This window comes from Pseudomonas frederiksbergensis (assembly GCF_003732665.1).
GTDB classification, from domain to species: domain Bacteria; phylum Pseudomonadota; class Gammaproteobacteria; order Pseudomonadales; family Pseudomonadaceae; genus Aquipseudomonas; species Aquipseudomonas frederiksbergensis_G.
Window position 1 is genome coordinate 320,640 of record NZ_MOBP01000023.1, and the last position, 20,580, is coordinate 341,219.

Consider the following 20,580-nt stretch of genomic DNA (forward strand, 5'->3'; position numbering starts at 1 on the left):
CATCAGTGACTCAACCCGTACTTTTTCACTTTGTCGAACAGCGTGGTCTTGGCCATGCCCAGTTCCAGGCTGGCCTGGGTCAGGTTGCCGCCGCTGCGCTGCAACGCGTCGTTGAGCAGGTTACGTTCGAAGGCTTCCACTGCTTCGGCGAAGGCCAGGCCCTGGTTGCTGCCGCTGGCGCCGGACTTCTTGAACGCCGGCAAACCGAGGGCGAAACGCTCGGCAACGTTGCGCAGTTCGCGCACGTTGCCCGGCCAGTCGTGGCTCATCAGGTTGGACAGGGTCTGGTTGTCCAGCTCGGGCACGGCGCGGTCGAAGCGCAGGGACGACTGCTGTAGAAAGTGTTCGAACAATTGCAGGATGTCTTCGCGACGTTCCCGCAGCGGCGGCAATTCCAGGGTCACCACGTTGAGGCGGTAATACAGGTCGCTGCGGAATTCGCCTTTTTTGCTCGACTCGTCCAGATCGGATTTGGTCGCCGCGATCACCCGGCAATCCACCGCCACGCTCTGGTTCGAACCGAGGCGTTCGAGGGTGCGTTCCTGCAACACCCGCAGTAGTTTGATCTGCAATGGCAGCGGCATGCTTTCCACTTCGTCGAGGAACAGCGTGCCGTTGTCGGCGTGTTCGATCTTGCCGATCCGCCGTTTGCCGGCGCCGGTGAAGGCGTTGGCTTCGTGGCCGAAGATTTCGCTTTCGAACAGATTCTCTGGCAAGCCGCCGCAGTTCAGCGCGACGAATTGTTTGGTGTGGCGGCGACTGAAGTCATGCAGACAGCGGGCGACCAGTTCCTTGCCAGTGCCGGTCTCACCTTCGATCAGCACGTTGGCCGAGGTATCGGCGACGTTGGCGATCAGTTCCCGCAGGTTCTGCATGGCCGGCGAGCGGCCGATGATCCGGCCTTCCAGGGAATCGCGCTCGGCGAGTTGCCGGCGCAGCGAGGAGACTTCGCGAGCGAGACTGCGTTGCTCCAAGGCGCGGCGGGCCACGTCCACCAGGCGTTCCGGGGAGAAGGGTTTCTCCATGAAATCGTAGGCGCCTTTCTGCATCGCCCCGACCGCCATGGAGATGTCGCCGTGACCGGTGATCAACACCACCGGCAGGCTGCGGTCCCGGGCCTTGAGCCGGGTCAGCAGTTCCAGGCCATCGATGCCCGGCAGGCGAATGTCGCTGATGACGATCCCGGCAAAGTTGTCGCCGACCCGCTCCAGGGCTTCTTCGGCGCTGCCGACGCCGACGCAGGGAATGTCTTCCAGGGTCAGCGCCTGCTGGCAGCCGAGCAGCACATGGGGGTCGTCTTCGACGATCAGCACACTAAGGTCGTTGTTCATATTGGCTCGGCGGACGTGGGGCTTACCAACGGTAAACTGAGGACGAAGGTGGTGCCACCGCTGGCCGGGTGTTCGACACCCAAGTGGCCGCCGGTGGCCGCGGCCAGGCTGGCGGAAAGGGTCAGGCCGAGGCCCAGGCCCTGTTCGCCGGGTTTGGTGGTGAAGAAGGGTTCGAACAAGTGCTTGCGCGCTTCAGCGTCGATGCCGTGGCCGTTGTCGCGCACCCGCAGGCGATATTTGCCGTCGTACTCTTCGCCTTCCAGCCACAGCGCCGGCAGCGGTTGGGCGTGCATGGCGTCGAGGGCATTGCCGATCAGGTTGACCAGGATTTGCTCCAATCGCGTCTGATCGATTTGCACCTGCACGTCGTTGAAGTCGTGGTGCAGGTCCAGATGAACGCTTTCCATGCGACTGCCGAGCAGTTGCAGGGCGGCGTCCACCGCTTTGCCGAGGCTGGCCTGGCCCTTGTCGTCGCCACGGCGGGCGAAGGACCGCAGGCTGGCGGTGATCCGGCCCATGCGGTCGATCAGCTCATTAATGGTCTTGAGATTGGTGCTGGCGACATCCAGTTGCCCGCGCTCCAGGAAACGCACGGTGTTGCCGGACAAGGTCCGCAGCGCCGCCAACGGCTGGTTCAGTTCATGGGCGATGCTGGTGGACATCTGGCCGATGGCCGCCAGTTTGCCGGCCTGGACCAGCTCATCCTGAGCGCGGCGCAAGGTCTCTTCGGCCTGACGTCGCTCGCGGATCTGGCCCTTGAGCCGTTCGTTGCTGGCGCGCAGGTCGGTGGTGCGTTCGGTAATCCGACGCTCCAGTTGATTGTTGGCTTCCTGCAAGGCTTCCCGGGCCGCGAGGCGCGTGGCGATGACCTTGCGCCGCTCGTTCCAGGCGATCAACAGGAACGCCACCAAAGCAAACGCCACCGCCACCAGGATCCCCTGGTTGATCGCTTCACGGCGCAAATCCGCCAGGGGCGTGAGCAGGGTGAAATTCCACGGTGTGTCGCTCAAGGGCCGGGTCTGGGCCAGGTAGGTGATGTTTTGTTCGTCGGCAGCCAATTCGCTGTTGGCGGGGAAGGTCAGCTTCTCCACGCCTTCGGCCAGGGTTTCCCGGGCCAGGGGTTGCAATTCGTTCAGCGGGAACCAGTAGTACTGCAGGCTGCGCGCAAGTTTTTCCTTGGTTTCGTCACTCAGCGGCACCACGGATTTGAGGCGGCGCGCCGGGTCGCTGGAGAGAATGATGATGCCGTTCTCATCGCTGACGAAGGCTTCCAGGCGTGCCCGTTGCCAGCGTTCTTCCATGGCTTCGAGCCGGACCTTGACCACGGCGACGCCAATGATCTTGCCGTGTTCTTCCAAGCCATGGGCCAGGTAATAGCCGGGTTCGCCGTTGGTGCTGCCGATGCCATAGAACCGCCCCGGCTGACCGCGCACGGCGTTCTGGAAGTAGGCGCGGAAGGACAGGTCTTCACCGAGGTAACTGTCGACGTCGCGCCAATTACTGGTGGCAAGCACGCGGCCGGTGGTGTCCATGACGTAGATGGCCCGACTGCGGCTGCGCCGGTTCAGGCCTTCAAGGTATTCGTTGACCGTTTGCCGGGTTTCCGGCGTCGGGTCGTCCAGCAATTTCGAAACACTGGATTCAAGCTCCAGCAGGCTGGGCAAATAGGTGTACTTGCTGATCTCGCTCTCGACGGCGCGGGCGTGCAGTTCCAACTGACGCTGGCCATTCTCGCTGAGGCTGCGAATCCCGTAATGTTCACTGACCCAGAAGCCGATATAGCCCAATCCGATCATCAGGGCGATGACCAGTGGCGGCAGGAACAGATGGCGTACCAGACGGGGTTTCACGGCGAGTGATGGCGGCGCGGCGCGATAGAGAGTGGGGTCGCATTTCATCACAGATGCCTTGGGTCAACCAGCGTGGCAACAGGCTTGCTCTGGTTTCCAGTCGAACGCGGACCTGTGGCGAGGGAGCTTGCTCCCGCTCGGCTGCGAAGCAGTCGTAAACCGGCCAATGCGGTGTGTCAGACAGCAGGCGTTTGCCGGTTTTGGGGCCGCTACGCGACCCAGCGGGAGCAAGCTCCCTCGCCACAGAGTTCGGTGTATTGCTTTTAGTGCTGCAAAATCTTCTCAAGGAAGTGCTGCGCACGTTCGGAGCGGGCGCTGATGTCGCCGAAGAACTCCTCTTTCTTGCAGTCTTCGATGATCTTGCCCTGGTCCATGAAAATCACGCGATCCGCCACTTTGCGGGCAAAGCCCATTTCGTGGGTCACGCACATCATGGTCATGCCTTCGTGGGCCAGTTGCACCATCACGTCGAGCACTTCGTTGACCATTTCCGGGTCCAGCGCCGAGGTCGGTTCGTCGAACAGCATGACGATCGGGTCCATGGCCAGCGCCCGGGCAATCGCCACACGCTGTTGCTGGCCACCGGAGAGTTGGCCGGGGTGCTTGTGGGCGTGGGCCGACAAGCCGACGCGTTCGAGCAGTTGCAGGCCTTTCTTGGTGGCTTCTTCCTTGCTGCGGCCCAATACCTTGATCTGCGCGATGGTCAGGTTTTCGGTGATGGACAGGTGCGGGAACAGCTCGAAATGCTGGAACACCATGCCTACGCGCGAACGCAGTTTCGGCAGGTCGGTTTTCGGGTCGGCGAGGGACGTGCCATCGACCACCACGTCACCTTTCTGGAACGGTTCCAGGGCGTTGACGCATTTGATCAGGGTCGATTTGCCCGAGCCCGACGGGCCGCAGACAACGATCACTTCGCCTTTTTTGACCTCGGTGCTGCAATCAGTCAGCACCTGGAAGTCGCCATACCACTTGTTGATGTTCTTGATAGAGATCATACGGCAAACCTTTTTTGCAGACGCTTGACCAGCAGCGAGGCGGCAAAGCTGATTGTGAAGTACGTGAGACCTGCAAAGATCAGGAACTCATTGGAGCGACCGATGATGTCGCCACTGGCACGCGAAGCATTGAGGAAGTCCACCAGACCGACCGCGTACACCAGGGAGGTGTCCTGGAACAGGATGATGCTCTGTTGCAGCAGCAGCGGGGTCATCTTGCGGAACGCTTGCGGCAGGATGATCAACCGCATCATCTGGCCGTAAGTCATGCCCAGGGCCTGGGCGGCGCCCATCTGGCCCTTGGAGATCGATTGCACGCCAGCCCGGACGATTTCGCAGAAGTACGCGGCTTCGAACATCATGAACGCCACGATGCACGAGGCGAATGCGCCGATCGGAGTGTCTTCGCCGGTGATCCAGCGCAGCACGAACGGCACCGCCAGGTAGAACCAGGTGATGACCAGCAGCAACGGAATCGAACGGAAATAGTTAACGTAGGCGCCAGCCAGGTTCGACAGCAGTTTGTTGTGGGACAGGCGCATCAGCGCGAGGATCGTGCCGAGGATGATCCCGCCGACCACGCCCAGCGCCATCAATTGCAGGGTCATGACCATGCCGTTCCACAAACCCGGCAGGGACGGGACGATGCCCGAGAAATCGAATTCCATCATTTACCCCCTAGCGAGATCAGGCCCGGTACGGCGACTTTCTTCTCGACCAGGCGCATCAGCAACATCAGGCTCATGTTCAGGGTGAAGTAAATCAGCGTGGCCAGGGTGAAGGCTTCGAACAGGTTGGCGGAGAACTCGGCGGTCTGTTTGGTCTGCGCGAGCAGCTCCATCAGGCCGATCAGCGAGGCCACCGACGAGTTCTTGAACACGTTCAGGAATTCCGAGGTCAGCGGCGGAATGATGATGCGGTAGGCCTGGGGCAGCAGCACGTTCCAGTAAATCTGCGGCAGCTTGAAACCCATGGCGCGGGCGGCGGATTCCTGGCCACGGGGCAGGGCCTGGATGCCGGTGCGAACCTGTTCGCAAACCCGGGCGGCGGTGAACAGGCCCAGGCACACGACCACGCTCAGGTACGCCGAGGTGGTCGGGTTCAGGTCTTGCTTGTACCAGTCCTGCAGGTTTTGCGGCAGCAGGTCGGGTATCAGGAAGTACCAGATGAACAGCTGAACCAGCAGCGGTACGTTACGGAAGAGTTCGACGTAGCAGGTCGCGATGCCCGATACGACGCGGTTCGGCACGGTGCGCATGACACCCAGGATCGAGCCCAGCGTCAGCGCGATAATCCAGGCCACGACGGCGATGGCAATGGTCCAGCCCAGCCCGGAGATGTACCAGTCGAGATAAGTCTCGCTGCCCACCCCGGTGGACCTGAAGAACACGCCCCAGTCCCAGTTGTAATTCATTAGGGTCTCCCCTCGGATCGATCAATGTACAAGTGCCCGCCTGGGGAAGCTCCGTTCCCGCCTGACTTTGAAAGCCAGGCACACACGAGCGGCTCGACAGCCACCGGTTCGAGTGTTTCCAAAATATGCCAGCAGGGAGTGACAAACCCCTGAAAGGGCAGTGGCCCTTTCAGGAGATAAGGTTAGTCAGGAATCAGGACTTCTTGTCGTCAGCCGCTTTATCGGTCGGATTGGCGATCAGGGCCTTGAGCTCATCGCTCATCGGGAAGTTCAGGTTCAGGCCTTTAGGCGGGATTGGCTGCATGAACCATTTTTCGTAGATCTTGTTGATCTCGCCCGACTTGTAGGTGGCCACGATGGCGTCGTCGACAGCCTTCTTGAACGGCTCGTCGCCCTTGCGGACCATGCAACCGTAGATTTCGTAGGACTGTGGAGTACCGGTAACGGCCCAGTCCTTCGCGTTCTTGGCTTTGGCGGCTTCACCGGCCAGCAAGGCGTCGTCCATCATGAACGCAACGGCACGGCCCGATTCCAGCATCTGGAAGGACTCGCCATGGTCTTTGGCGGAGATGACGTTCATGCCCATCTGCTTGTCGGCGTTCATCGACTTGAGGATGCGCTCGGACGTGGTGCCGGCGGTGGTCACGACGTTCTTGCCTTTGAGGTCGTCGAAGTCCTTGTACTTGGAATCCGCTTTGGAAAGCAGGCGAGTACCGATTTCGAAGATACCGACGGAGAAGTCAACTTGCTGCTGACGCTCGACGTTGTTGGTGGTGGAGCCGCACTCGACGTCCACGGTGCCGTTCTGCACCAACGGAATACGGGTTTGCGAGGTAACCAGGTTGTATTTGACCTGGAGGTTTGGCAAATCGAGGTCTTTCTTGATGGCTTCGACGATTTTCAGTTGCAGATCGTGGGAGTAGCCGACCGGTTTGCCGGAAGCATCTGCGATGTAGGAAAACGGAATGGAAGCATCACGATGCCCGAGGGTGATCACACCGGACTCTTTGATCTTCTTCAGTGTGCCGGTGAGCTCGGCAGCGAAAACTGGAGTGCTAATCAGAGCGGCAGCAATGGCTGCGCCCAGGATATGGGGAACGATGCGCATCAAATTTTCCTCGACATTGTTTTTTTTATGGAGCCAGTTTGTCGGCCCTTTTGTGCTTCGAATGCGTGGCGGCACCCGCAGGGTGAGCTCGACAATACATTCGTCCAAGAGTGTAGAGCATGACTCGTGCCAGACCAGGGCGCATGGATCAAGCTATTGATTTATAAGGGTATTAAATATTTATGGCGATTAATTGGCTGCTGAATAATCCGGTTAACCGAATCGACTGACAGGTCGCGTTCGGAAAACCGAATGAAATCCACAGAACACCGAAATCCCCCCTGTGGGAGCGGGCTTGCTCGCGAATGCGGTGTATCAGTCGACATTGATTTAGCTGACACACCGCTTTCGCGAGCAAGCCCGCTCCCACAGGGGATAGGTGGTGTGATCAAGATTGCAAAAAGCCCCTGAATCTCTCGATTCAGGGGCTTTCGTTTAACCGGTTTCCCGATCAGGCCGCTTCGATCTTGCTGCGGTTCTGCTCGACCTTGCTCAGGTAATCCGCCAGTTTCTGCTGTTCATCCGGGGTGGTGAACAGCCCGAGTTTGCTGCGGCGCCACAGGATGTCGTGGGCGGTGGTGGCCCATTCTTCGCTGCACAGGTAATCGACTTCGCGGGTGTAGAGACCGCCGCCGATGTGTTCGCCCAGGTCGCTGAGGCTCTGCACGCCTTCGAGCATGCGCCAGGTGCGGCTGCCGTAGGTGGTGGCCCAGCGGCGGGCGATTTCGGTCGGCACCCAGTCAAACTGGTCGCGGATCTTCGCGCACAGTGCTTGCGGGGTGGTCATGTCTTCGCCGCCGGGCAGGGTCGCCGTAGCGGTCCAGCTCGGCTTGATCTGGCTGAAGTACGGGGCCAGTTGCGCCAGCGCCGACTCGGCCAGTTTGCGGTAGGTGGTCAGCTTGCCGCCGAACACCGACAGCAGCGGCGCTTCTTCGCCACTGCCGGACAACGCCAGGGTGTAGTCCCGGGTAACGGCCGACGGGTTGTCGGATTCGTCGTTGCACAGCGGACGCACACCGGAATAGCTGTGCAGGATGTCGTCGCGGCTGATTTGCTTCTTGAAGTGGGCGTTGACCACTTTCAGCAGGTAATCGGTTTCACCTTCGGTGATCGCCACTTTGGCCGGATCGCCGGTGTACTCGCGGTCGGTGGTGCCGATCAGGGTGAAGTGGTTCAGGTACGGAATCGTGAAGACGATGCGCTGATCTTCGTTTTGCAGAATGTGCGCATGTTCTCCTTCGTACAGTTTCGGCACGATCAGGTGGCTGCCCTGGATCAGGCGGATGCCGTATGGCGAATCCATCTTCAGGTCGTCGCGAATGAACTTGGCGACCCATGGCCCGGCAGCATTTACCAACGCTTTGGCGCGAATCGAAAACAGACTGCCATCGGTGCGTTCCAGGTGCAGGTGCCACAGGCCCTTGGTGCGGCGGGCGCTGACGCAACGGGTCTGGGTGTGAACGTGGGCGCCTTTCTCGCGAGCGGCCATGGCGTTCAGCACAACCAGGCGCGCATCGTCGACCCAGCAATCGGAATATTCGAAGCCCTTGGTGATTTCGCTTTTCAGCGGGCTGTCCGGGCCGAACTTCAGGCTTTTCGAACCTTCCAGTTTTTCCCGCTTGCCCAGGTGGTCATAAAGGAACAAACCGGCGCGGATCATCCACGCGGGACGCAGGTGGGGACGGTGCGGCAACACGAAGCGCATCTGCTTGACGATGTGCGGGGCCTTGGCCAACAGCACTTCGCGCTCGGCCAGGGCTTCACGCACCAGGCGGAATTCGTAATGTTCGAGGTAGCGCAGGCCGCCGTGGATCAGCTTGCTGCTGGCCGACGAGGTATGGCTGGCCAGGTCGTCTTTTTCACAAAGGAACACCGAGAGGCCGCGACCGGCGGCATCCGCTGCGATCCCCACGCCATTGATCCCACCGCCGATGACGGCGATATCGTAGACCTCGGCGAGAGGGGGCGTAGGCAAGGTAGAAGTGGGCATCGGCTGGCCTCGGGCTTTTATGATTTTCGATATTTGAATTCGAACATTAATGTTCATTTGCGAAAATGGTAGCCCATAAAGCGGCGCACAGCCAGTCAACTTCGATTGAAAATACTGATCGAAGGGCGGCTAAAGGAAAATTTACGAACATTTAGAGGCGCGGTAAGCCGCGAAAGATGCGTCGCATGGGCGAGCGTATTCGCGAGCAAGCCCGCTCCCACAAGGGTTGCGCTGAACCTGTGGGAGCGGGCTTGCTCGCGAAGGCGCCGGAATAGGCGCCGAAGATGGAGGCGCGGGTTAAACCACTTCCAGGCGAATCTTGTGCTGAATCAACAACTGCGCCAGCGCCGGCACCGGCTGCTGATCAGTCACCAGGCAATCAATCAGGCTGATCGGCCCCAGGCGAATCATGGCGTTGCGCCCGAATTTGCTGGAGTCCGCCGCCAGAATCACCTGCCGGGCGTTGGCGATGATCGCCTGGGACACCCGCACTTCCTGGTAATCGAAGTCGAGCAGGCTGCCGTCTTCATCGATACCGCTGATGCCGACCAGGGCGAAATCCACCTTGAACTGGTTAATGAAGTCGACACTCGCCTGGCCGACCACACCGCCGTCGCGCCGCACATTGCCGCCGGTCAGCAGGACATCGAAATCGTCCTTGGCGCTGAGCATCGAAGCGACGTGCAGGTTGTTGGTGATGATTTTCAGGTGGTTGTGGTTGAGCAGCGCCCGGGCAATCGATTCCGTCGTCGTACCGATATTGATGAAGAGGGAGGCGTGATCGGGAATCTGGGCCGCGATGGCTTCGCCGATACGCTGCTTTTCATCGCGCATCTGGTCGGCGCGCATGGCGTAGGCGGTGTTTTCGACACTGGAATCGTAGGCTGCGCCGCCATGGTAGCGACGCAACAAATTGGCTTCCGCGAGCTGATTAATATCGCGGCGGATGGTTTGCGGTGTAACGACGAACAGCGTAGCCATTTCCTCGATGCTGACATAGCCGCGTTCGCGGACCAGTTCGAGGATTTGCTGCTGACGGGGAGGCAGATTCATGGGGCTTCCTTTGGGCTGCCGTGCAAAATTTGCCCATGATGCCGCAGGAATCTGCTCCCTACCAGTTACAACCCTACAAGAGTCCCGCGCTTGGCTTATTCAGCGCCTTCATGCGGTTCCCAATCGCGGGTGCGGCTGACTGCTTTGAGCCAGCCAGCGTAGAGTTTTTCCTTCGCCGATTCTTCCAGGGACGGTTCGAACTCGCGCTCGATCACTGCCTTGCCGCGCAATTCGTCCAGGCTGCCCCAGAAACCGCACGCCAGGCCAGCCAGGTAAGCGGCGCCCAGTGCCGTGGTTTCGCGCATTTGCGGACGCTCGACCTGGGTGCCGAGGATGTCGGCCTGGAATTGCATCAGGAAGTTGTTCGCCACTGCACCGCCGTCCACACGCAGGGACTTGAGGCGTTCGCCGGAGTCCTGCTGCATGGCGTCGAGTACGTCGCGGGTCTGGTAGGCAATCGATTCCAACGCTGCGCGGATGATGTGATCCACGCGCACGCCGCGAGTCAGGCCGAACAGCGCGCCACGGGCATACGGGTCCCAGTACGGAGCGCCCAGGCCAGTGAACGCCGGCACCAGGTACACGCCGTTGCTGTCCTTGACCTTGCTGGCGAAGTATTCGGTGTCGGTGGCATCGGCGATGATTTTCAGTTCGTCACGCAGCCACTGCACGGTGGAACCGCCGTTGAACACCGCGCCTTCCAGGGCGTAGGCCACTTCGCCTTTTGGACCGCAAGCGATGGTGGTCAACATGCCGTGCTTGGACTTCACGGCTTTGTCGCCGGTGTTCATCAGCAGGAAGCAGCCCGTGCCGTAGGTGTTTTTCGCCTGGCCGGGCTCGACGCACATCTGGCCGAACAGGGCGGCCTGTTGGTCGCCGGCGATACCGCCGATGGCGATGCCGCTTTTGGTGTGGCCGTAGATTTCCGACGACGACTTAACTTCCGGCAACATCTCGCGAGGGATGTCGAGGATCTCCAGCATCTTCGCGTCCCACTCCAGCGAGTGGATGTTGAAGAGCATGGTGCGTGAGGCGTTGGTGTAGTCGGTGACGTGGACTTTGCCGCCGGTAAATTTCCAGATCAGCCAGCTATCGACGGTGCCGAACAGCAGTTCGCCGTTGCGCGCACGTTCACGGCTGCCTTCAACGTTGTCGAGAATCCACTTGAGCTTGGTGCCGGAGAAGTACGGGTCAGTCACAAGGCCAGTGGTGTCGCTGATGTATTGCTCGTGGCCGTCACGCTTGAGCTGCTGGCAGATCTCGGTGCTGCGCCGGCACTGCCAGACGATCGCGTTGTAGATCGGGCGGCCGGTGGTCTTGTCCCAGACCACGGTGGTTTCGCGCTGGTTGGTGATGCCGATGGCGGCGACCTGGTCGTGGTGCAGGCCGGCTTGAGCCAGGGCCTCGACCATCACGGCGCTTTGGGTCGCGAAGATTTCCATCGGGTCATGCTCGACCCAACCGGCTTGCGGGTAATGCTGGACGAATTCACGTTGGGCAGTGCAGACCACGTTCGCATCACGATCGAAAATGATCGCCCGGGAGCTGGTCGTACCCTGATCAAGGGCAATGATGTAGTTCTTATTCTGAATGTCGGTCATGTCGATTGCCTTGGACGAAAAAAGGGAGTGAGGTCAGGCGCGGGATCAATGGGCAGGATCACGCGCCAACGGTATCAAGAAGTTCTTGGTTTGCCGTCAATGGCCGGTGTTGCGTCCTTTGTAGCAGGTTCGGCACTCGGCAGATGACGGGCAATCAACCCGCGATAAGCCGCTGCGCCGAGGCAGGCACCGACAATCGGTGCAAAAATCGGAATCAGGAAGTACGGGATATCGCGCCCGCCGGTGAAGGAAATTTCACCCCAGCCGGCGAAGAAAGTCATCAGCTTGGGTCCGAAATCTCGCGCAGGGTTCATCGCGAAACCGGTCAGCGGACCCATGGAGCTGCCAATCACCGCAATCAGCAAGCCGATCAGCAGCGGTGCCAACGGGCCTTTCGGCAGGCCATTGTTGTCGTCGGTCAGGGACATGATCACGCCCATCAGGATCGCGGTGATGATCACTTCGACCAGGAATGCCTGGGCCGTGGACAGGGCCGGGTGCGGGAAGGTGGAGAACACCGACGCCAGTTCAAGGCTGGCCTGGGTGCCACGGACCATATGGTGAGTTTGTTCGTAATCGAAGAACAGATTGCTGTAGAGCGTGTAAACCAACAACGCTCCGCAGAACGCACCGGCCACTTGGGCGAGGATGTAGAAGGGCAGTTTGCGTTTTTCGAAGTCGGCGAAAATGCTCAGCGCGATGCTGACGGCAGGATTGAGGTGAGCCCCGGAAACCCCGGCGGTCAGGTAGATCGCCATGCTGACGCCAACGCCCCAGATGATGCTGATTTCCCACAAGCCAAAGCTGGCACCCGCCACCTTGAGCGCGGCAACGCAACCGGTCCCGAAAAAGATCAACAGGGCAGTGCCCAGGAATTCGGCCATGCATTGGCTCGAGAGCGACGGTTGTTTCAAAGCAGTTGTCATCGAAAACCTCTTTTTTGTTGTTGTCTGGCGCCTGGTCATCATGGACAAAGCGCGATTTTCACCGCGTCAGGATCCCCATCCTGATTTGGTTTACTGCCGAGTACTTCTTCGGTGGTCATTCCTACAGTATTCGCATTCGAAAAAATATAGACAAGAAACGCTGCTGTCAAAGGTCGAAAGTGAACCATCAGTCACAATTAAACTATTCGTCTGGTGAATGATCGTGTTGATGGCTCTTCGGCGCGGTCCGAAACCTGTCAGGCCGGGCCGCGCCAAGCCTTTGAAATAGCGCCGCAATAGAGCCTTTTGCCGATCAATGTCCTAGAATCCAGCGCAGTATTTTTTGTCTGCCGCCGAGCCTGGAGCTGCCATGACCCCTGCATTGGATTTGTTGAAAAAAGTTCGTGCCGAACATCGCGTGCACAGTTACGAACATGATCCGAAGTCGGCGTCCTATGGTCTGGAGGCCGCGGAAAAACTGGGATTGGATCCGGCGCAGGTGTTCAAGACCTTGCTGGCTGCCAGCGAGAAAGGCGAATTGCTGGTGGCGGTGGTGCCGGTCGTCGGAAGTCTGGATTTAAAGCACCTGGCCCACGCGGCGGGAGTGAAAAAAGTCGAGATGGCCGATCCGGCGGCGGCACAGCGGGCGACGGGTTACTTGCTCGGCGGCATCAGTCCGCTGGGGCAGAAGAAGCGGCTGCGTACCTTTATCGATAGTTCGGCGCAGCCCTTCGCCAGCATTTTTGTCAGTGCCGGGCGTCGTGGTCTGGAAGTGGAGTTGGCGCCTGCGGTGTTGGCCGAACATACTCAGGCCACGTTTGCGGATATCGGTCGCGTCTGACCTGACTTAGGGAGAAGGCTATGCAGCTCGAGTTTCATCAGGTCGATGCGTTCAGTGATCGGCCGTTCAGTGGCAACCCGGCGATGGTGTATCGGCTCGATGCCTGGCTCGCCGATGAGTTGATGCAGAAGATCGCCGCCGAGCACAACCTCGCCGAAACCGCGTTCGTGGTGCGTGAAGGTCAGGCCTGGCATATCCGCTGGTTTACCCCGACCACCGAAGTGCCGTTGTGCGGGCACGCGACCCTGGCCAGCGCATTCGTGTTGTTTGAGGTTTATAAGGAGCCGGCCGAGCGCCTGGATTTCATCTGCAAATCCGGCCCGTTGAGCGTCAGCCGCGAAGGCCAGCAGTTGTGGCTGGATTTCCCGGCGATCGTGCCGTCGGAAGTCGGCGTGACCCTGGATGTGGAGCGTGCCCTGGGCGTCGAGGCAGTCGATGTGCTGGGTTCTAACGAACTGTTGGTGGTGCTCGAGTCCGAGCAGGCAGTGCTTGATTGCAAGCCCGACATGGCGGCGTTGGCGAAACTGCCGTGGCCCGGGGCAATCGTTACTGCCAAGGGCGGCAAGCATGATTTTGTCTCGCGCTACTTCGCACCGGCGATTGGCATCAATGAAGACCCCGTGACCGGCTCGACCCATTGCAGTTTGATTCCGTACTGGTCGAAGCGCTTGGGCAAGTCGAGTTTGACGGCATACCAGTGCTCGGCCCGGGGCGGGGAGTTGTTCTGCCGGTTGGAAGGGGAACGGGTGAAGATTGGCGGGACGGCGACGCTGGTGGCGAGTGGCAAATTGTTGCTCGGTTGACCAGGATCTAAATGTGGGAGCGGGCTTGCTCGCGAAAGCGGAGTGTCAGTCGAAATAATCATGGACTGACACACCGCTTTCGCGAGCAAGCCCGCTCCCACATTAGCGATCCGGGTTTTTCAGCTGGCGGTGCTGTAACGGCGGACGCCGGATTCAACCGCCGGAATCTGTGCCGCCGTGCTCCCGGATGCCTGGAACAACACCAGATGTTCAGCCGCCACTCGAATCCCCACTTGTGCACCGACCGGATGGTCAGCGTGGCTCGGGAAAATTGACTCAAGTTGCGCGCCGGTCGGCAATTGCAGTCGATAGAGCGTCGACGCCCCCAGGAACGTCTTGCCAGTGATCCGCGCTTTCAACGTGCTGTCCGGCGCATAAACGATATCGTCCGGGCGCAGCAACACATCCACCGCGCCGCCAATCGGCCAGGTGTAGGCACGATTGCCGCGCAACTCCCCCAACTCGGTCTGCACCGACTCCGGGCTGCTCAACTGGCCGCGAATGAAGTAGCCCTGGCCGATGAAACTGGCCACGAAGGGTGTCAGCGGTTCGTGATACAGGTTGTAGGGCGTATCCCACTGCTCCAGCCGACCTTCCTTGAACACCCCGACATGATCGCTGACGGCGAAGGCTTCTTCCTGATCGTGGGTCACCAGAATCGCGCTGGTGCCACGGGCCTTGAGAATGTCGCGCACTTCATGACTGAGCTTGCGCCGCAGTTCGCCATCGAGGTTGGAAAAGGGTTCGTCGAGCAACAGCAGTTGCGGTTCCGGCGCCAGGGCACGGGCCAGGGCGACGCGTTGCTGCTGGCCGCCGGACAACTCATGGGGAAAGCGCTTGCCGAGGCTTTTCAGGTTGACCAGTTCCAGCAATTCTTCGGTAACCCGTTCCTTTTGCGGATGCTTGCGGATGCCGAAGGCGATGTTCTCGGCCACGCTCAAATGGGGAAACAGGGCGTAATCCTGAAACACCATGCCGATCCGGCGTTTCTCCGGAGCCAGGGTAAAACCGGCGCTGGAAATGGTCTCGCCACCGAGCTGGATTTCACCTTCGTGCACCGGTTCGAAACCGGCGATGGCCCGCAGGGTGGTGGTCTTGCCGCAGCCCGAGGAGCCGAGCAGGCAACCGATGTCGCCGGCGTTCAGATGCAGGTTGAGGTTCTGCACCACCCGTTGATCCTGATAACCGCAGGCGAGGTTGCGCAGGTTGAGGAGTAAAGGCTGGCTCATGCGTGGTGGTACGCCGGGGTGACCAGAAACTCCAGCAGGGCTTTCTGCGCGTGCAGACGGTTTTCCGCCTGGTCCCACGCCACGGAGCGCGGGTCGTCCAGCAGGTCGACGCTGATTTCTTCGCCACGGTGAGCCGGCAGGCAGTGCATGAACAATACATCCGGCGCGGCCTGGTCGAGCAGGGCGCGATTAACCTGGAAGGGTGCGAACAGCTTCAGGCGCTTGGCGGTTTCTTCTTCCTGGCCCATGGAGGTCCAGACGTCCGTGCTGACCAGGTGCGCGCCACGCACGGCATCCCGAGGATCGCGGACGATGGTTACACGATCGCCGGCCTTGGCCATGAATTCAGGGTTGGGTTCGTAACCTTCAGGGCAGGCAATGCGCAACTGGAAGTCGAACTGGATCGCCGCTTCTATATAGCTGTTGCACATGTTGTTGCCGTCGCCGATCCAGGCCACGGTCTTGCCCTGGATCGAGCCGCGATGCTCCAGGAAGGTTTGCATGTCGGCCAGCAACTGGCACGGGTGCAGGTCATCGGACAGGCCGTTGATCAGCGGGACGCGGGAATTGGCGGCGAATTCGGTCAGGGTGCTGTGGGAAAACGTACGGATCATCACCGCATCGAGCATGCTCGACATGACAATGGCGGCGTCGCCGATTGGTTCGCCACGGCCCAACTGGGTATCGCGAGGCGAGAGGAAGATCGCCTGGCCGCCGAGCTGGATCATGCCGGCTTCGAACGAGATTCGCGTGCGGGTCGAGGACTTCTCGAAAATCATCCCCAGGACGCGGTTTTTCAGAGGCTCGTACAGTACGCCGCGGTTACGCAGGTCCTTGAGCTCAACGCCTCGACGGATCACGCTGACCAGCTCTTCGGGCGTGCAATCCATCAGGGAGAGAAAGTGCCTTGCGCTCATCATTGACTACCTTTTTGCAACAGACCGCAGATACTCAAAGCCTTGTTTAACTGAAAAACGGGCGAGACCTGCGGCGTAAGCCGCACGGGGCGACGAAATAGGGGAAGGCGCGATCTTATAATTAAATGTCGCGTCTTACCAATAGGGCTACGGTTTTTAGGGAAATTCAGAGGGGCTACGGGACGACCGCAGTAGCGCTTTTGAAGCCTGTTTCCGGATAGCAGCCCGTCATTTGTACACTGGGCCCATCTGGCATTGCAATCAAACGGGGCGGGGACGGCATCGAGGTAGTCGGTTTCTGACCTGTGATTCTTGCCGTGTAGTGGCAATGTGTCTCGTCTGAAACATTTGCTAAAGCAAAGTGCTGGGTTATAACTAAGTCTCGAGCGACGCAGGAAGCCTCCGGAATGGAATCGAAAGAACAGCAATTAATGGAATTACTTGGCCTCACCGCCCGCTCCTTGACCCATCTCACCGCCTCCATGACCTCGATGTCCTTTGAGTTGATGCGCAGTGAAGACGAAGTGACCAAGGCCGCCGGTCGACGCATGATCGACCGAATGGCCACCATCAGTGCCGGGCTCGATGAGCATTGGCGGCTGATCGGCGAGCTTACGGGCGTGCATGTTGCCCACGAGCAGATCGAAACCATCCAGGAAATCCAAATGCAGGCGCCGCCCCGGTTGCCGCCCAACTGAGACTCGATAGCCATCGGCCTGCCTGATGGCCACCGATTCACAAGACGAACGTCGCTGGCGCAGCGACGGTTCGCCCGCCATAGTTTTGTTCCCGTGGCTGATAACGCCCGCCCAGAACAAGACAGAGACTGGCCATGACCAAGACTCTCCATCACCGTGCCTGCCACCTGTGCGAAGCCATTTGCGGCTTGACCATCGAAACCACCGAGGCCGAAGGCCAGGTGCAGATCACCTCGATCAAGGGTGATCCCCAGGATACGTTCAGTCGCGGCCACATCTGCCCCAAGGCTGTGGCTCTGCAAGACATCCAGAACGATCCGGATCGCCTGCATCAACCGATGCAGCGCGTGGGCAGCGAATGGCAGCCGATTGCGTGGGAAGACGCCTTCAACCTCGTAGCCGAACGCCTGGCAGCGATCCAGGAGCGTCACGGGCAGAATTCGGTGGCGGTTTATCAAGGCAACCCCAGCGTGCACAACTATGGGCTGATGACCCATAGCAATTACTTTCTCGGCCTGCTGAAAACCCGTAACCGGTTTTCCGCGACCTCGGTCGATCAGTTGCCCCATCACCTGACCAGCCATTTGATGTATGGCCACGGTTTGCTGTTGCCGATCCCGGACATTGATCACACCGATTTCATGCTGATCCTGGGCGGCAATCCCCTGGCGTCCAACGGCAGCATCATGACCGTGCCCGATGTCGAGAAGCGCCTGAAGGCGATTCAGGCCCGGGGCGGCAAAGTCGTGGTGGTCGATCCGCGTCGCAGCGAAACGGCGGCGATTGCCGATCAGCATCTGTTTGTGCGCCCCGGTGGTGATGCGGCGTTGTTGTTCGGGCTGCTCAATACCTTGTTCGCCGAAGGCCTGACCCGCGACTCTCACCTGCCGGTGCACGGTCTGGATGAAGTGCGCACGGCGGTCGCCGGTTTCACTGCCGAGGTCATGAGTCCGCTGTGCGCCGTGCCGGCCGAGCAGATTCGCCAACTGGCCCGGGACTTTGCCGCAGCGCCGTCAGCGGTGTGCTATGGCCGCATGGGCGTCTCGACCCAGGCGTTTGGCACGTTGTGCCATTGGGTGGTGCAGTTGATCAACCTGGTCACCGGCAACCTCGACCGGGTGGGCGGTGCGTTGTGCACCGAGCCGGCGGTGGACCTGGTGGCGTCTACCTCGGGCGGGCATTTCAACTTGTGGCAGAGCCGGGTCTCCGGACGTCCGGAGTACGGCGGTGAATTACCGGTGTCAGCCCTGGCTGAAGAAATGCTCACCGGCGGGGAAGGGCAGGTTCGGGCGCTGATCACCGTGGCGGGCAACCCGGTGTTGTCCACGCCCAACGGCCGGCAACTGGAGCAGGCGCTGGACGGGCTGGAGTTCATGGTCAGCATCGACCTCTACATCAATGAAACCACGCGCTACGCCGACCTGATCCTGCCGTCCACCTCGGCCCTGGAAAACGATCACTACGACACCACGTTCAACATGTTTGCCGTGCGCAACGTCACGCGCTTCAACCGGGCGATCCTGGCCAAGCCTGAAGGCGCGCTGCATGACTGGGAGATTTTCGTGGGGCTGGCCAAGGCGTTTGCGGCCAAGACCGGCAAGGAGCTCAAGCCGACCATTGCCCCGGCGCAGATGATCGACCGTGGCCTGCGAATGGGCCTGTATGGCGATGCTTCTGAACACAAGTTGTCCTTGGCGACCTTGTTCGATCATCCCCACGGCGTGGATTTGGGCGCGCTCAAACCGAACCTGGCGTCACGGCTCAAGACAGAGAACCAGCATATCCAGGCTGCGCCGCCCGCGATCCTTGCCGACCTGGCGCGCTTCGCCGCCTTGCAGGCCCCGGCCGCCGATGAACTGTTGATGATTGGTCGTCGGCATGTGCGCAGCAACAACTCGTGGATGCACAACTATCACCGTCTGGTGAAAGGCAAGCCGCGCCATCAACTGCTGATGCACCCGGACGACCTGGCCAGCCGCGGTCTCAGCGACGGGCAGCGGGTGCGGGTCAGTTCCCGGGTCGGGATGATCGAAGTTGAAGTCGTCGGCAGCCTGGATATGATGAAAGGCGTGGTCAGCCTTCCGCACGGTTGGGGCCATGCGCGGCCGGGTGTGCAGATGACGATCGCCAGCAGCCAGCCAGGGTCCAGCGCTAATGACCTGACGGATGAGTGTCAGCTTGATGAGTTGTCGGGGAATGCGGCGTTGAACGGCGTGCCGGTGACCGTGGCCGCGGCTTGAGCATGTCTGTCGGGGAGACCGAGCATGGCGCTCGGGTTTCCGTTACAATGCGCCACCGTGCCGACCCTTGAGTCGGAAAGTTCAGCCGAGGTGCTCCATGGATATCATCGAAACGATTAAAGAGCAGATTGCTAACAACACCATTCTGCTTTACATGAAAGGCTCGCCGAATGCCCCGCAGTGTGGCTTCTCCGCGAAGGCTGCGCAGGCCGTGATGGCGTGTGGTGAGAAGTTTGCTTACGTGGACATCCTGCAGAACCCGGAAATCCGCGCCAACCTGCCAAAGTACGCCAACTGGCCAACCTTCCCGCAACTGTGGGTGGGCGGTGAGCTGGTCGGCGGTAGCGACATCATGACTGAAATGGCTGCTGACGGTTCGTTGCAGGCCACGATCAAAGCCGCTGTCGAAGCGGCTGCTGCTAACAAGACCGAAGCCTAAGATGCCGGCGGCTCTGTAGGAGCTGCCGAAGGCTGCGATCTTTTGATCTTCAAGATGTAAAAAAGCCCCGCCTCTCGAAAGAAGGCGGGGCTTTTTATTGCGGCTGGTAAGTTATTGAGATGTCGCCGCTGCCATCGTCAAGATCGCAGCCTCGTTGCACTCGACAGCTCCTACACAGCTACTGCAGCGTTGTTATTCTTCACCCATCTGCGATTGCAGATAATTCTCAAGACCGACTTTATCGATCAGGCCCAATTGGGTTTCCAGCCAGTCGATATGTTCTTCTTCGGATTCCAGAATGTCTTCAAGCAGTTCACGGCTGCCGAAGTCGCCGACGGTTTCGCAGTGGGCGATCGCGACCTTGAGGTCCGCGTGACCGGTGCGTTCGATACGCAGGTCGCACTCGAGCATTTCCTGGGTGTGTTCGCCGATCTGCAGCTTGCCCAGATCCTGGACGTTCGGCAGGCCTTCAAGGAACAGGATGCGCTTGATCAGCTTGTCCGCGTGTTTCATCTCATCGATGGATTCGTGGTATTCGTGCTTGCCGAGCTTGTTCAGGCCCCAATCTTCATACATGCGTGCATGCAGGAAGTATTGATTGATCGCGACCAGCTCATTGGCAAGGATCTTGTTGAGATGCTGGATGACTGTAATGTCGCCTTTCATGATGGGGTCCTGCCCTTTATTAACTGACTATAAGGCAGAGTTTGAGCCGCGTAATTAAGAGTGTCAAACCTAAGTTATTGAAAGTTATATGAAAATTAATCGGAATAAGAATGTTTGTGTTCCGCGTCTTGGCCCTAAGCGATTGATTTGCAGGCATAAAAAAACCGGACATCGGTCCGGTTCTTTGAAATACGGGAATTATGCGGCAGTAAATTCAACAGGAAATGGAATCGCGGCTTGGGCGGTTTGCAGCTTGGTCAGGGTTTCGCGTACCACTTCCTTGGCAAGGCAGGCACATTTACCGCATTGACTCGCTACGCCGGTGGCCTGACGGACTTCTTTATAACTGCAGCAACCTTCATAGATTGCATCGCGGATTTGACCGTCGGTAACGCCAGTGCAGAGGCAGACATACATAAGTGAGAACCGTCGCTGGTTGTGACTCAATTGCGATGGATCTTAATGTTAACGAGAAT

The 20,580-nt window shown here is 59.6% G+C and carries 19 protein-coding genes; 5 read left to right on the top strand and 14 right to left on the bottom strand.

Annotated features, from left to right (window positions below; all coding sequences use genetic code 11):
• Nucleotides 1–2: 2 nt before the first annotated feature.
• The 10 genes from aauR to BK665_RS31265 all read right to left on the bottom strand — a co-directional run bounded on the left by aauR (nucleotide 3) and on the right by BK665_RS31265 (nucleotide 12,271).
• Complete coding sequence (gene aauR, locus BK665_RS31210) at nucleotides 3–1,331, bottom strand: two-component response regulator AauR (protein WP_123410319.1); 1,329 nt, start codon at nucleotides 1,329–1,331, stop codon at nucleotides 3–5.
• Nucleotides 1,328–3,229: a two-component sensor histidine kinase AauS gene (gene aauS / locus BK665_RS31215; protein ID WP_123410320.1), complete on the bottom strand. Its 1,902-nt coding sequence runs from the start codon at nucleotides 3,227–3,229 to the stop codon at nucleotides 1,328–1,330. The genes aauR and aauS overlap by 4 nt, the downstream gene beginning before the upstream one ends.
• 215 nt (nucleotides 3,230–3,444) lie before the next feature.
• A complete protein-coding gene (locus BK665_RS31225; RefSeq protein WP_123410322.1) occupies nucleotides 3,445–4,179 on the bottom strand; it encodes an amino acid ABC transporter ATP-binding protein in 735 nt (244 codons plus the stop codon).
• Complete coding sequence (locus BK665_RS31230) at nucleotides 4,176–4,847, bottom strand: amino acid ABC transporter permease (RefSeq protein WP_123410323.1); 672 nt, start codon at nucleotides 4,845–4,847, stop codon at nucleotides 4,176–4,178. Before BK665_RS31230 ends, BK665_RS31225 begins: the two co-directional genes overlap by 4 nt.
• Nucleotides 4,847–5,593 carry an amino acid ABC transporter permease gene (locus BK665_RS31235; RefSeq protein ID WP_123410324.1) on the bottom strand — a complete coding sequence of 249 codons (747 nt, stop codon included), beginning with the start codon at nucleotides 5,591–5,593 and terminating at the stop codon, nucleotides 4,847–4,849. The genes BK665_RS31230 and BK665_RS31235 overlap by 1 nt, the downstream gene beginning before the upstream one ends.
• Before the next feature lie 193 nt (nucleotides 5,594–5,786).
• Entirely contained in the window at nucleotides 5,787–6,701 is a 915-nt protein-coding gene (locus BK665_RS31240) for a glutamate/aspartate ABC transporter substrate-binding protein (protein WP_123410325.1), read from the bottom strand.
• Between the two features lie 451 nt (nucleotides 6,702–7,152).
• Nucleotides 7,153–8,691 carry a glycerol-3-phosphate dehydrogenase gene (gene glpD / locus BK665_RS31250; RefSeq protein WP_123410326.1) on the bottom strand — a complete coding sequence of 513 codons (1,539 nt, stop codon included), beginning with the start codon at nucleotides 8,689–8,691 and terminating at the stop codon, nucleotides 7,153–7,155.
• Between the two features lie 297 nt (nucleotides 8,692–8,988).
• On the bottom strand, nucleotides 8,989–9,744 hold the full coding sequence (locus BK665_RS31255) for a DeoR family transcriptional regulator (RefSeq protein WP_123410327.1): 756 nt from the start codon (nucleotides 9,742–9,744) through the stop codon (nucleotides 8,989–8,991).
• Nucleotides 9,745–9,839: 95 nt separating this feature from the next.
• Nucleotides 9,840–11,345 carry a glycerol kinase GlpK gene (glpK, locus tag BK665_RS31260; protein ID WP_123410328.1) on the bottom strand — a complete coding sequence of 502 codons (1,506 nt, stop codon included), beginning with the start codon at nucleotides 11,343–11,345 and terminating at the stop codon, nucleotides 9,840–9,842.
• A 74-nt stretch (nucleotides 11,346–11,419) separates the two neighbouring features.
• Nucleotides 11,420–12,271 (bottom strand): MIP/aquaporin family protein, encoded by an 852-nt coding sequence (locus BK665_RS31265; protein WP_123410329.1) that lies wholly within the window; start codon nucleotides 12,269–12,271, stop codon nucleotides 11,420–11,422.
• Between the two features lie 370 nt (nucleotides 12,272–12,641).
• Between BK665_RS31265 and ybaK the strand changes: the two genes are divergently transcribed.
• On the top strand, nucleotides 12,642–13,112 hold the full coding sequence (gene ybaK / locus BK665_RS31270; protein WP_123410330.1) for a Cys-tRNA(Pro) deacylase: 471 nt from the start codon (nucleotides 12,642–12,644) through the stop codon (nucleotides 13,110–13,112).
• Between the two features lie 20 nt (nucleotides 13,113–13,132).
• Nucleotides 13,133–13,915, top strand: a complete 783-nt coding sequence (locus BK665_RS31275; protein WP_123410331.1) for a PhzF family protein — start codon at nucleotides 13,133–13,135, stop codon at nucleotides 13,913–13,915.
• Between the two features lie 119 nt (nucleotides 13,916–14,034).
• On the opposite strand, the gene BK665_RS31280 is transcribed toward BK665_RS31275, so the two are convergent.
• Both BK665_RS31280 and argF read right to left on the bottom strand, forming a co-directional pair.
• Entirely contained in the window at nucleotides 14,035–15,144 is a 1,110-nt protein-coding gene (locus BK665_RS31280; protein WP_123410332.1) for an ABC transporter ATP-binding protein, read from the bottom strand.
• On the bottom strand, nucleotides 15,141–16,061 hold the full coding sequence (gene argF, locus BK665_RS31285; protein ID WP_123410333.1) for an ornithine carbamoyltransferase: 921 nt from the start codon (nucleotides 16,059–16,061) through the stop codon (nucleotides 15,141–15,143). Before argF ends, BK665_RS31280 begins: the two co-directional genes overlap by 4 nt.
• 407 nt (nucleotides 16,062–16,468) lie before the next feature.
• Here argF and plzR point away from each other — a divergent pair, with 407 nt between their 5' ends.
• The 3 genes from plzR (at nucleotide 16,469) to grxD (ending at nucleotide 19,438) form a co-directional block, all read left to right on the top strand.
• Nucleotides 16,469–16,759 carry a PlzR type 4 pili assembly inhibitor gene (gene plzR, locus BK665_RS31290; RefSeq protein WP_123410334.1) on the top strand — a complete coding sequence of 97 codons (291 nt, stop codon included), beginning with the start codon at nucleotides 16,469–16,471 and terminating at the stop codon, nucleotides 16,757–16,759.
• Between the two features lie 134 nt (nucleotides 16,760–16,893).
• Complete coding sequence (locus BK665_RS31295; protein ID WP_123410335.1) at nucleotides 16,894–18,999, top strand: molybdopterin oxidoreductase family protein; 2,106 nt, start codon at nucleotides 16,894–16,896, stop codon at nucleotides 18,997–18,999.
• Nucleotides 19,000–19,096: 97 nt separating this feature from the next.
• Nucleotides 19,097–19,438, top strand: coding sequence for a Grx4 family monothiol glutaredoxin (grxD, locus tag BK665_RS31300; protein WP_033057469.1), 342 nt, complete (start codon nucleotides 19,097–19,099; stop codon nucleotides 19,436–19,438).
• 192 nt (nucleotides 19,439–19,630) lie between these two features.
• Here the strand turns inward: grxD and bfr are convergent, their stop codons facing one another.
• Nucleotides 19,631–20,104, bottom strand: coding sequence for a bacterioferritin (gene bfr / locus BK665_RS31305; protein ID WP_017340571.1), 474 nt, complete (start codon nucleotides 20,102–20,104; stop codon nucleotides 19,631–19,633).
• Between the two features lie 198 nt (nucleotides 20,105–20,302).
• The gene (locus BK665_RS31310) at nucleotides 20,303–20,521 is read right to left on the bottom strand and encodes a bacterioferritin-associated ferredoxin (protein WP_008057530.1); all 219 of its coding nucleotides are present in this window, start codon (nucleotides 20,519–20,521) and stop codon (nucleotides 20,303–20,305) included.
• Nucleotides 20,522–20,580 lie beyond the last annotated feature (59 nt).

Excerpts from the sequence above, each read along its gene's own strand:
- glpK (WP_123410328.1), bottom strand. The coding sequence starts at position 11,345 with ATGACCGACATTCAGAATAAGAACTACATCATTGCCCTTGATCAGGGT.
- BK665_RS31310 (WP_008057530.1), bottom strand. The coding sequence starts at position 20,521 with ATGTATGTCTGCCTCTGCACTGGCGTTACCGACGGTCAAATCCGCGAT.
- BK665_RS31255 (WP_123410327.1), bottom strand. The coding sequence starts at position 9,744 with ATGAATCTGCCTCCCCGTCAGCAGCAAATCCTCGAACTGGTCCGCGAA.
- BK665_RS31265 (WP_123410329.1), bottom strand. The coding sequence starts at position 12,271 with ATGACAACTGCTTTGAAACAACCGTCGCTCTCGAGCCAATGCATGGCC.
- aauS (WP_123410320.1), bottom strand. The coding sequence starts at position 3,229 with ATGAAATGCGACCCCACTCTCTATCGCGCCGCGCCGCCATCACTCGCC.
- glpD (WP_123410326.1), bottom strand. The coding sequence starts at position 8,691 with ATGCCCACTTCTACCTTGCCTACGCCCCCTCTCGCCGAGGTCTACGAT.
- grxD (WP_033057469.1), top strand. The coding sequence starts at position 19,097 with ATGGATATCATCGAAACGATTAAAGAGCAGATTGCTAACAACACCATT.
- aauR (WP_123410319.1), bottom strand. The coding sequence starts at position 1,331 with ATGAACAACGACCTTAGTGTGCTGATCGTCGAAGACGACCCCCATGTG.
- argF (WP_123410333.1), bottom strand. The coding sequence starts at position 16,061 with ATGAGCGCAAGGCACTTTCTCTCCCTGATGGATTGCACGCCCGAAGAG.
- BK665_RS31275 (WP_123410331.1), top strand. The coding sequence starts at position 13,133 with ATGCAGCTCGAGTTTCATCAGGTCGATGCGTTCAGTGATCGGCCGTTC.
- plzR (WP_123410334.1), top strand. The coding sequence starts at position 16,469 with ATGGAATCGAAAGAACAGCAATTAATGGAATTACTTGGCCTCACCGCC.
- BK665_RS31225 (WP_123410322.1), bottom strand. The coding sequence starts at position 4,179 with ATGATCTCTATCAAGAACATCAACAAGTGGTATGGCGACTTCCAGGTG.
- bfr (WP_017340571.1), bottom strand. The coding sequence starts at position 20,104 with ATGAAAGGCGACATTACAGTCATCCAGCATCTCAACAAGATCCTTGCC.
- BK665_RS31280 (WP_123410332.1), bottom strand. The coding sequence starts at position 15,144 with ATGAGCCAGCCTTTACTCCTCAACCTGCGCAACCTCGCCTGCGGTTAT.
- BK665_RS31240 (WP_123410325.1), bottom strand. The coding sequence starts at position 6,701 with ATGCGCATCGTTCCCCATATCCTGGGCGCAGCCATTGCTGCCGCTCTG.
- BK665_RS31235 (WP_123410324.1), bottom strand. The coding sequence starts at position 5,593 with ATGAATTACAACTGGGACTGGGGCGTGTTCTTCAGGTCCACCGGGGTG.
- ybaK (WP_123410330.1), top strand. The coding sequence starts at position 12,642 with ATGACCCCTGCATTGGATTTGTTGAAAAAAGTTCGTGCCGAACATCGC.
- BK665_RS31295 (WP_123410335.1), top strand. The coding sequence starts at position 16,894 with ATGACCAAGACTCTCCATCACCGTGCCTGCCACCTGTGCGAAGCCATT.
- BK665_RS31230 (WP_123410323.1), bottom strand. The coding sequence starts at position 4,847 with ATGGAATTCGATTTCTCGGGCATCGTCCCGTCCCTGCCGGGTTTGTGG.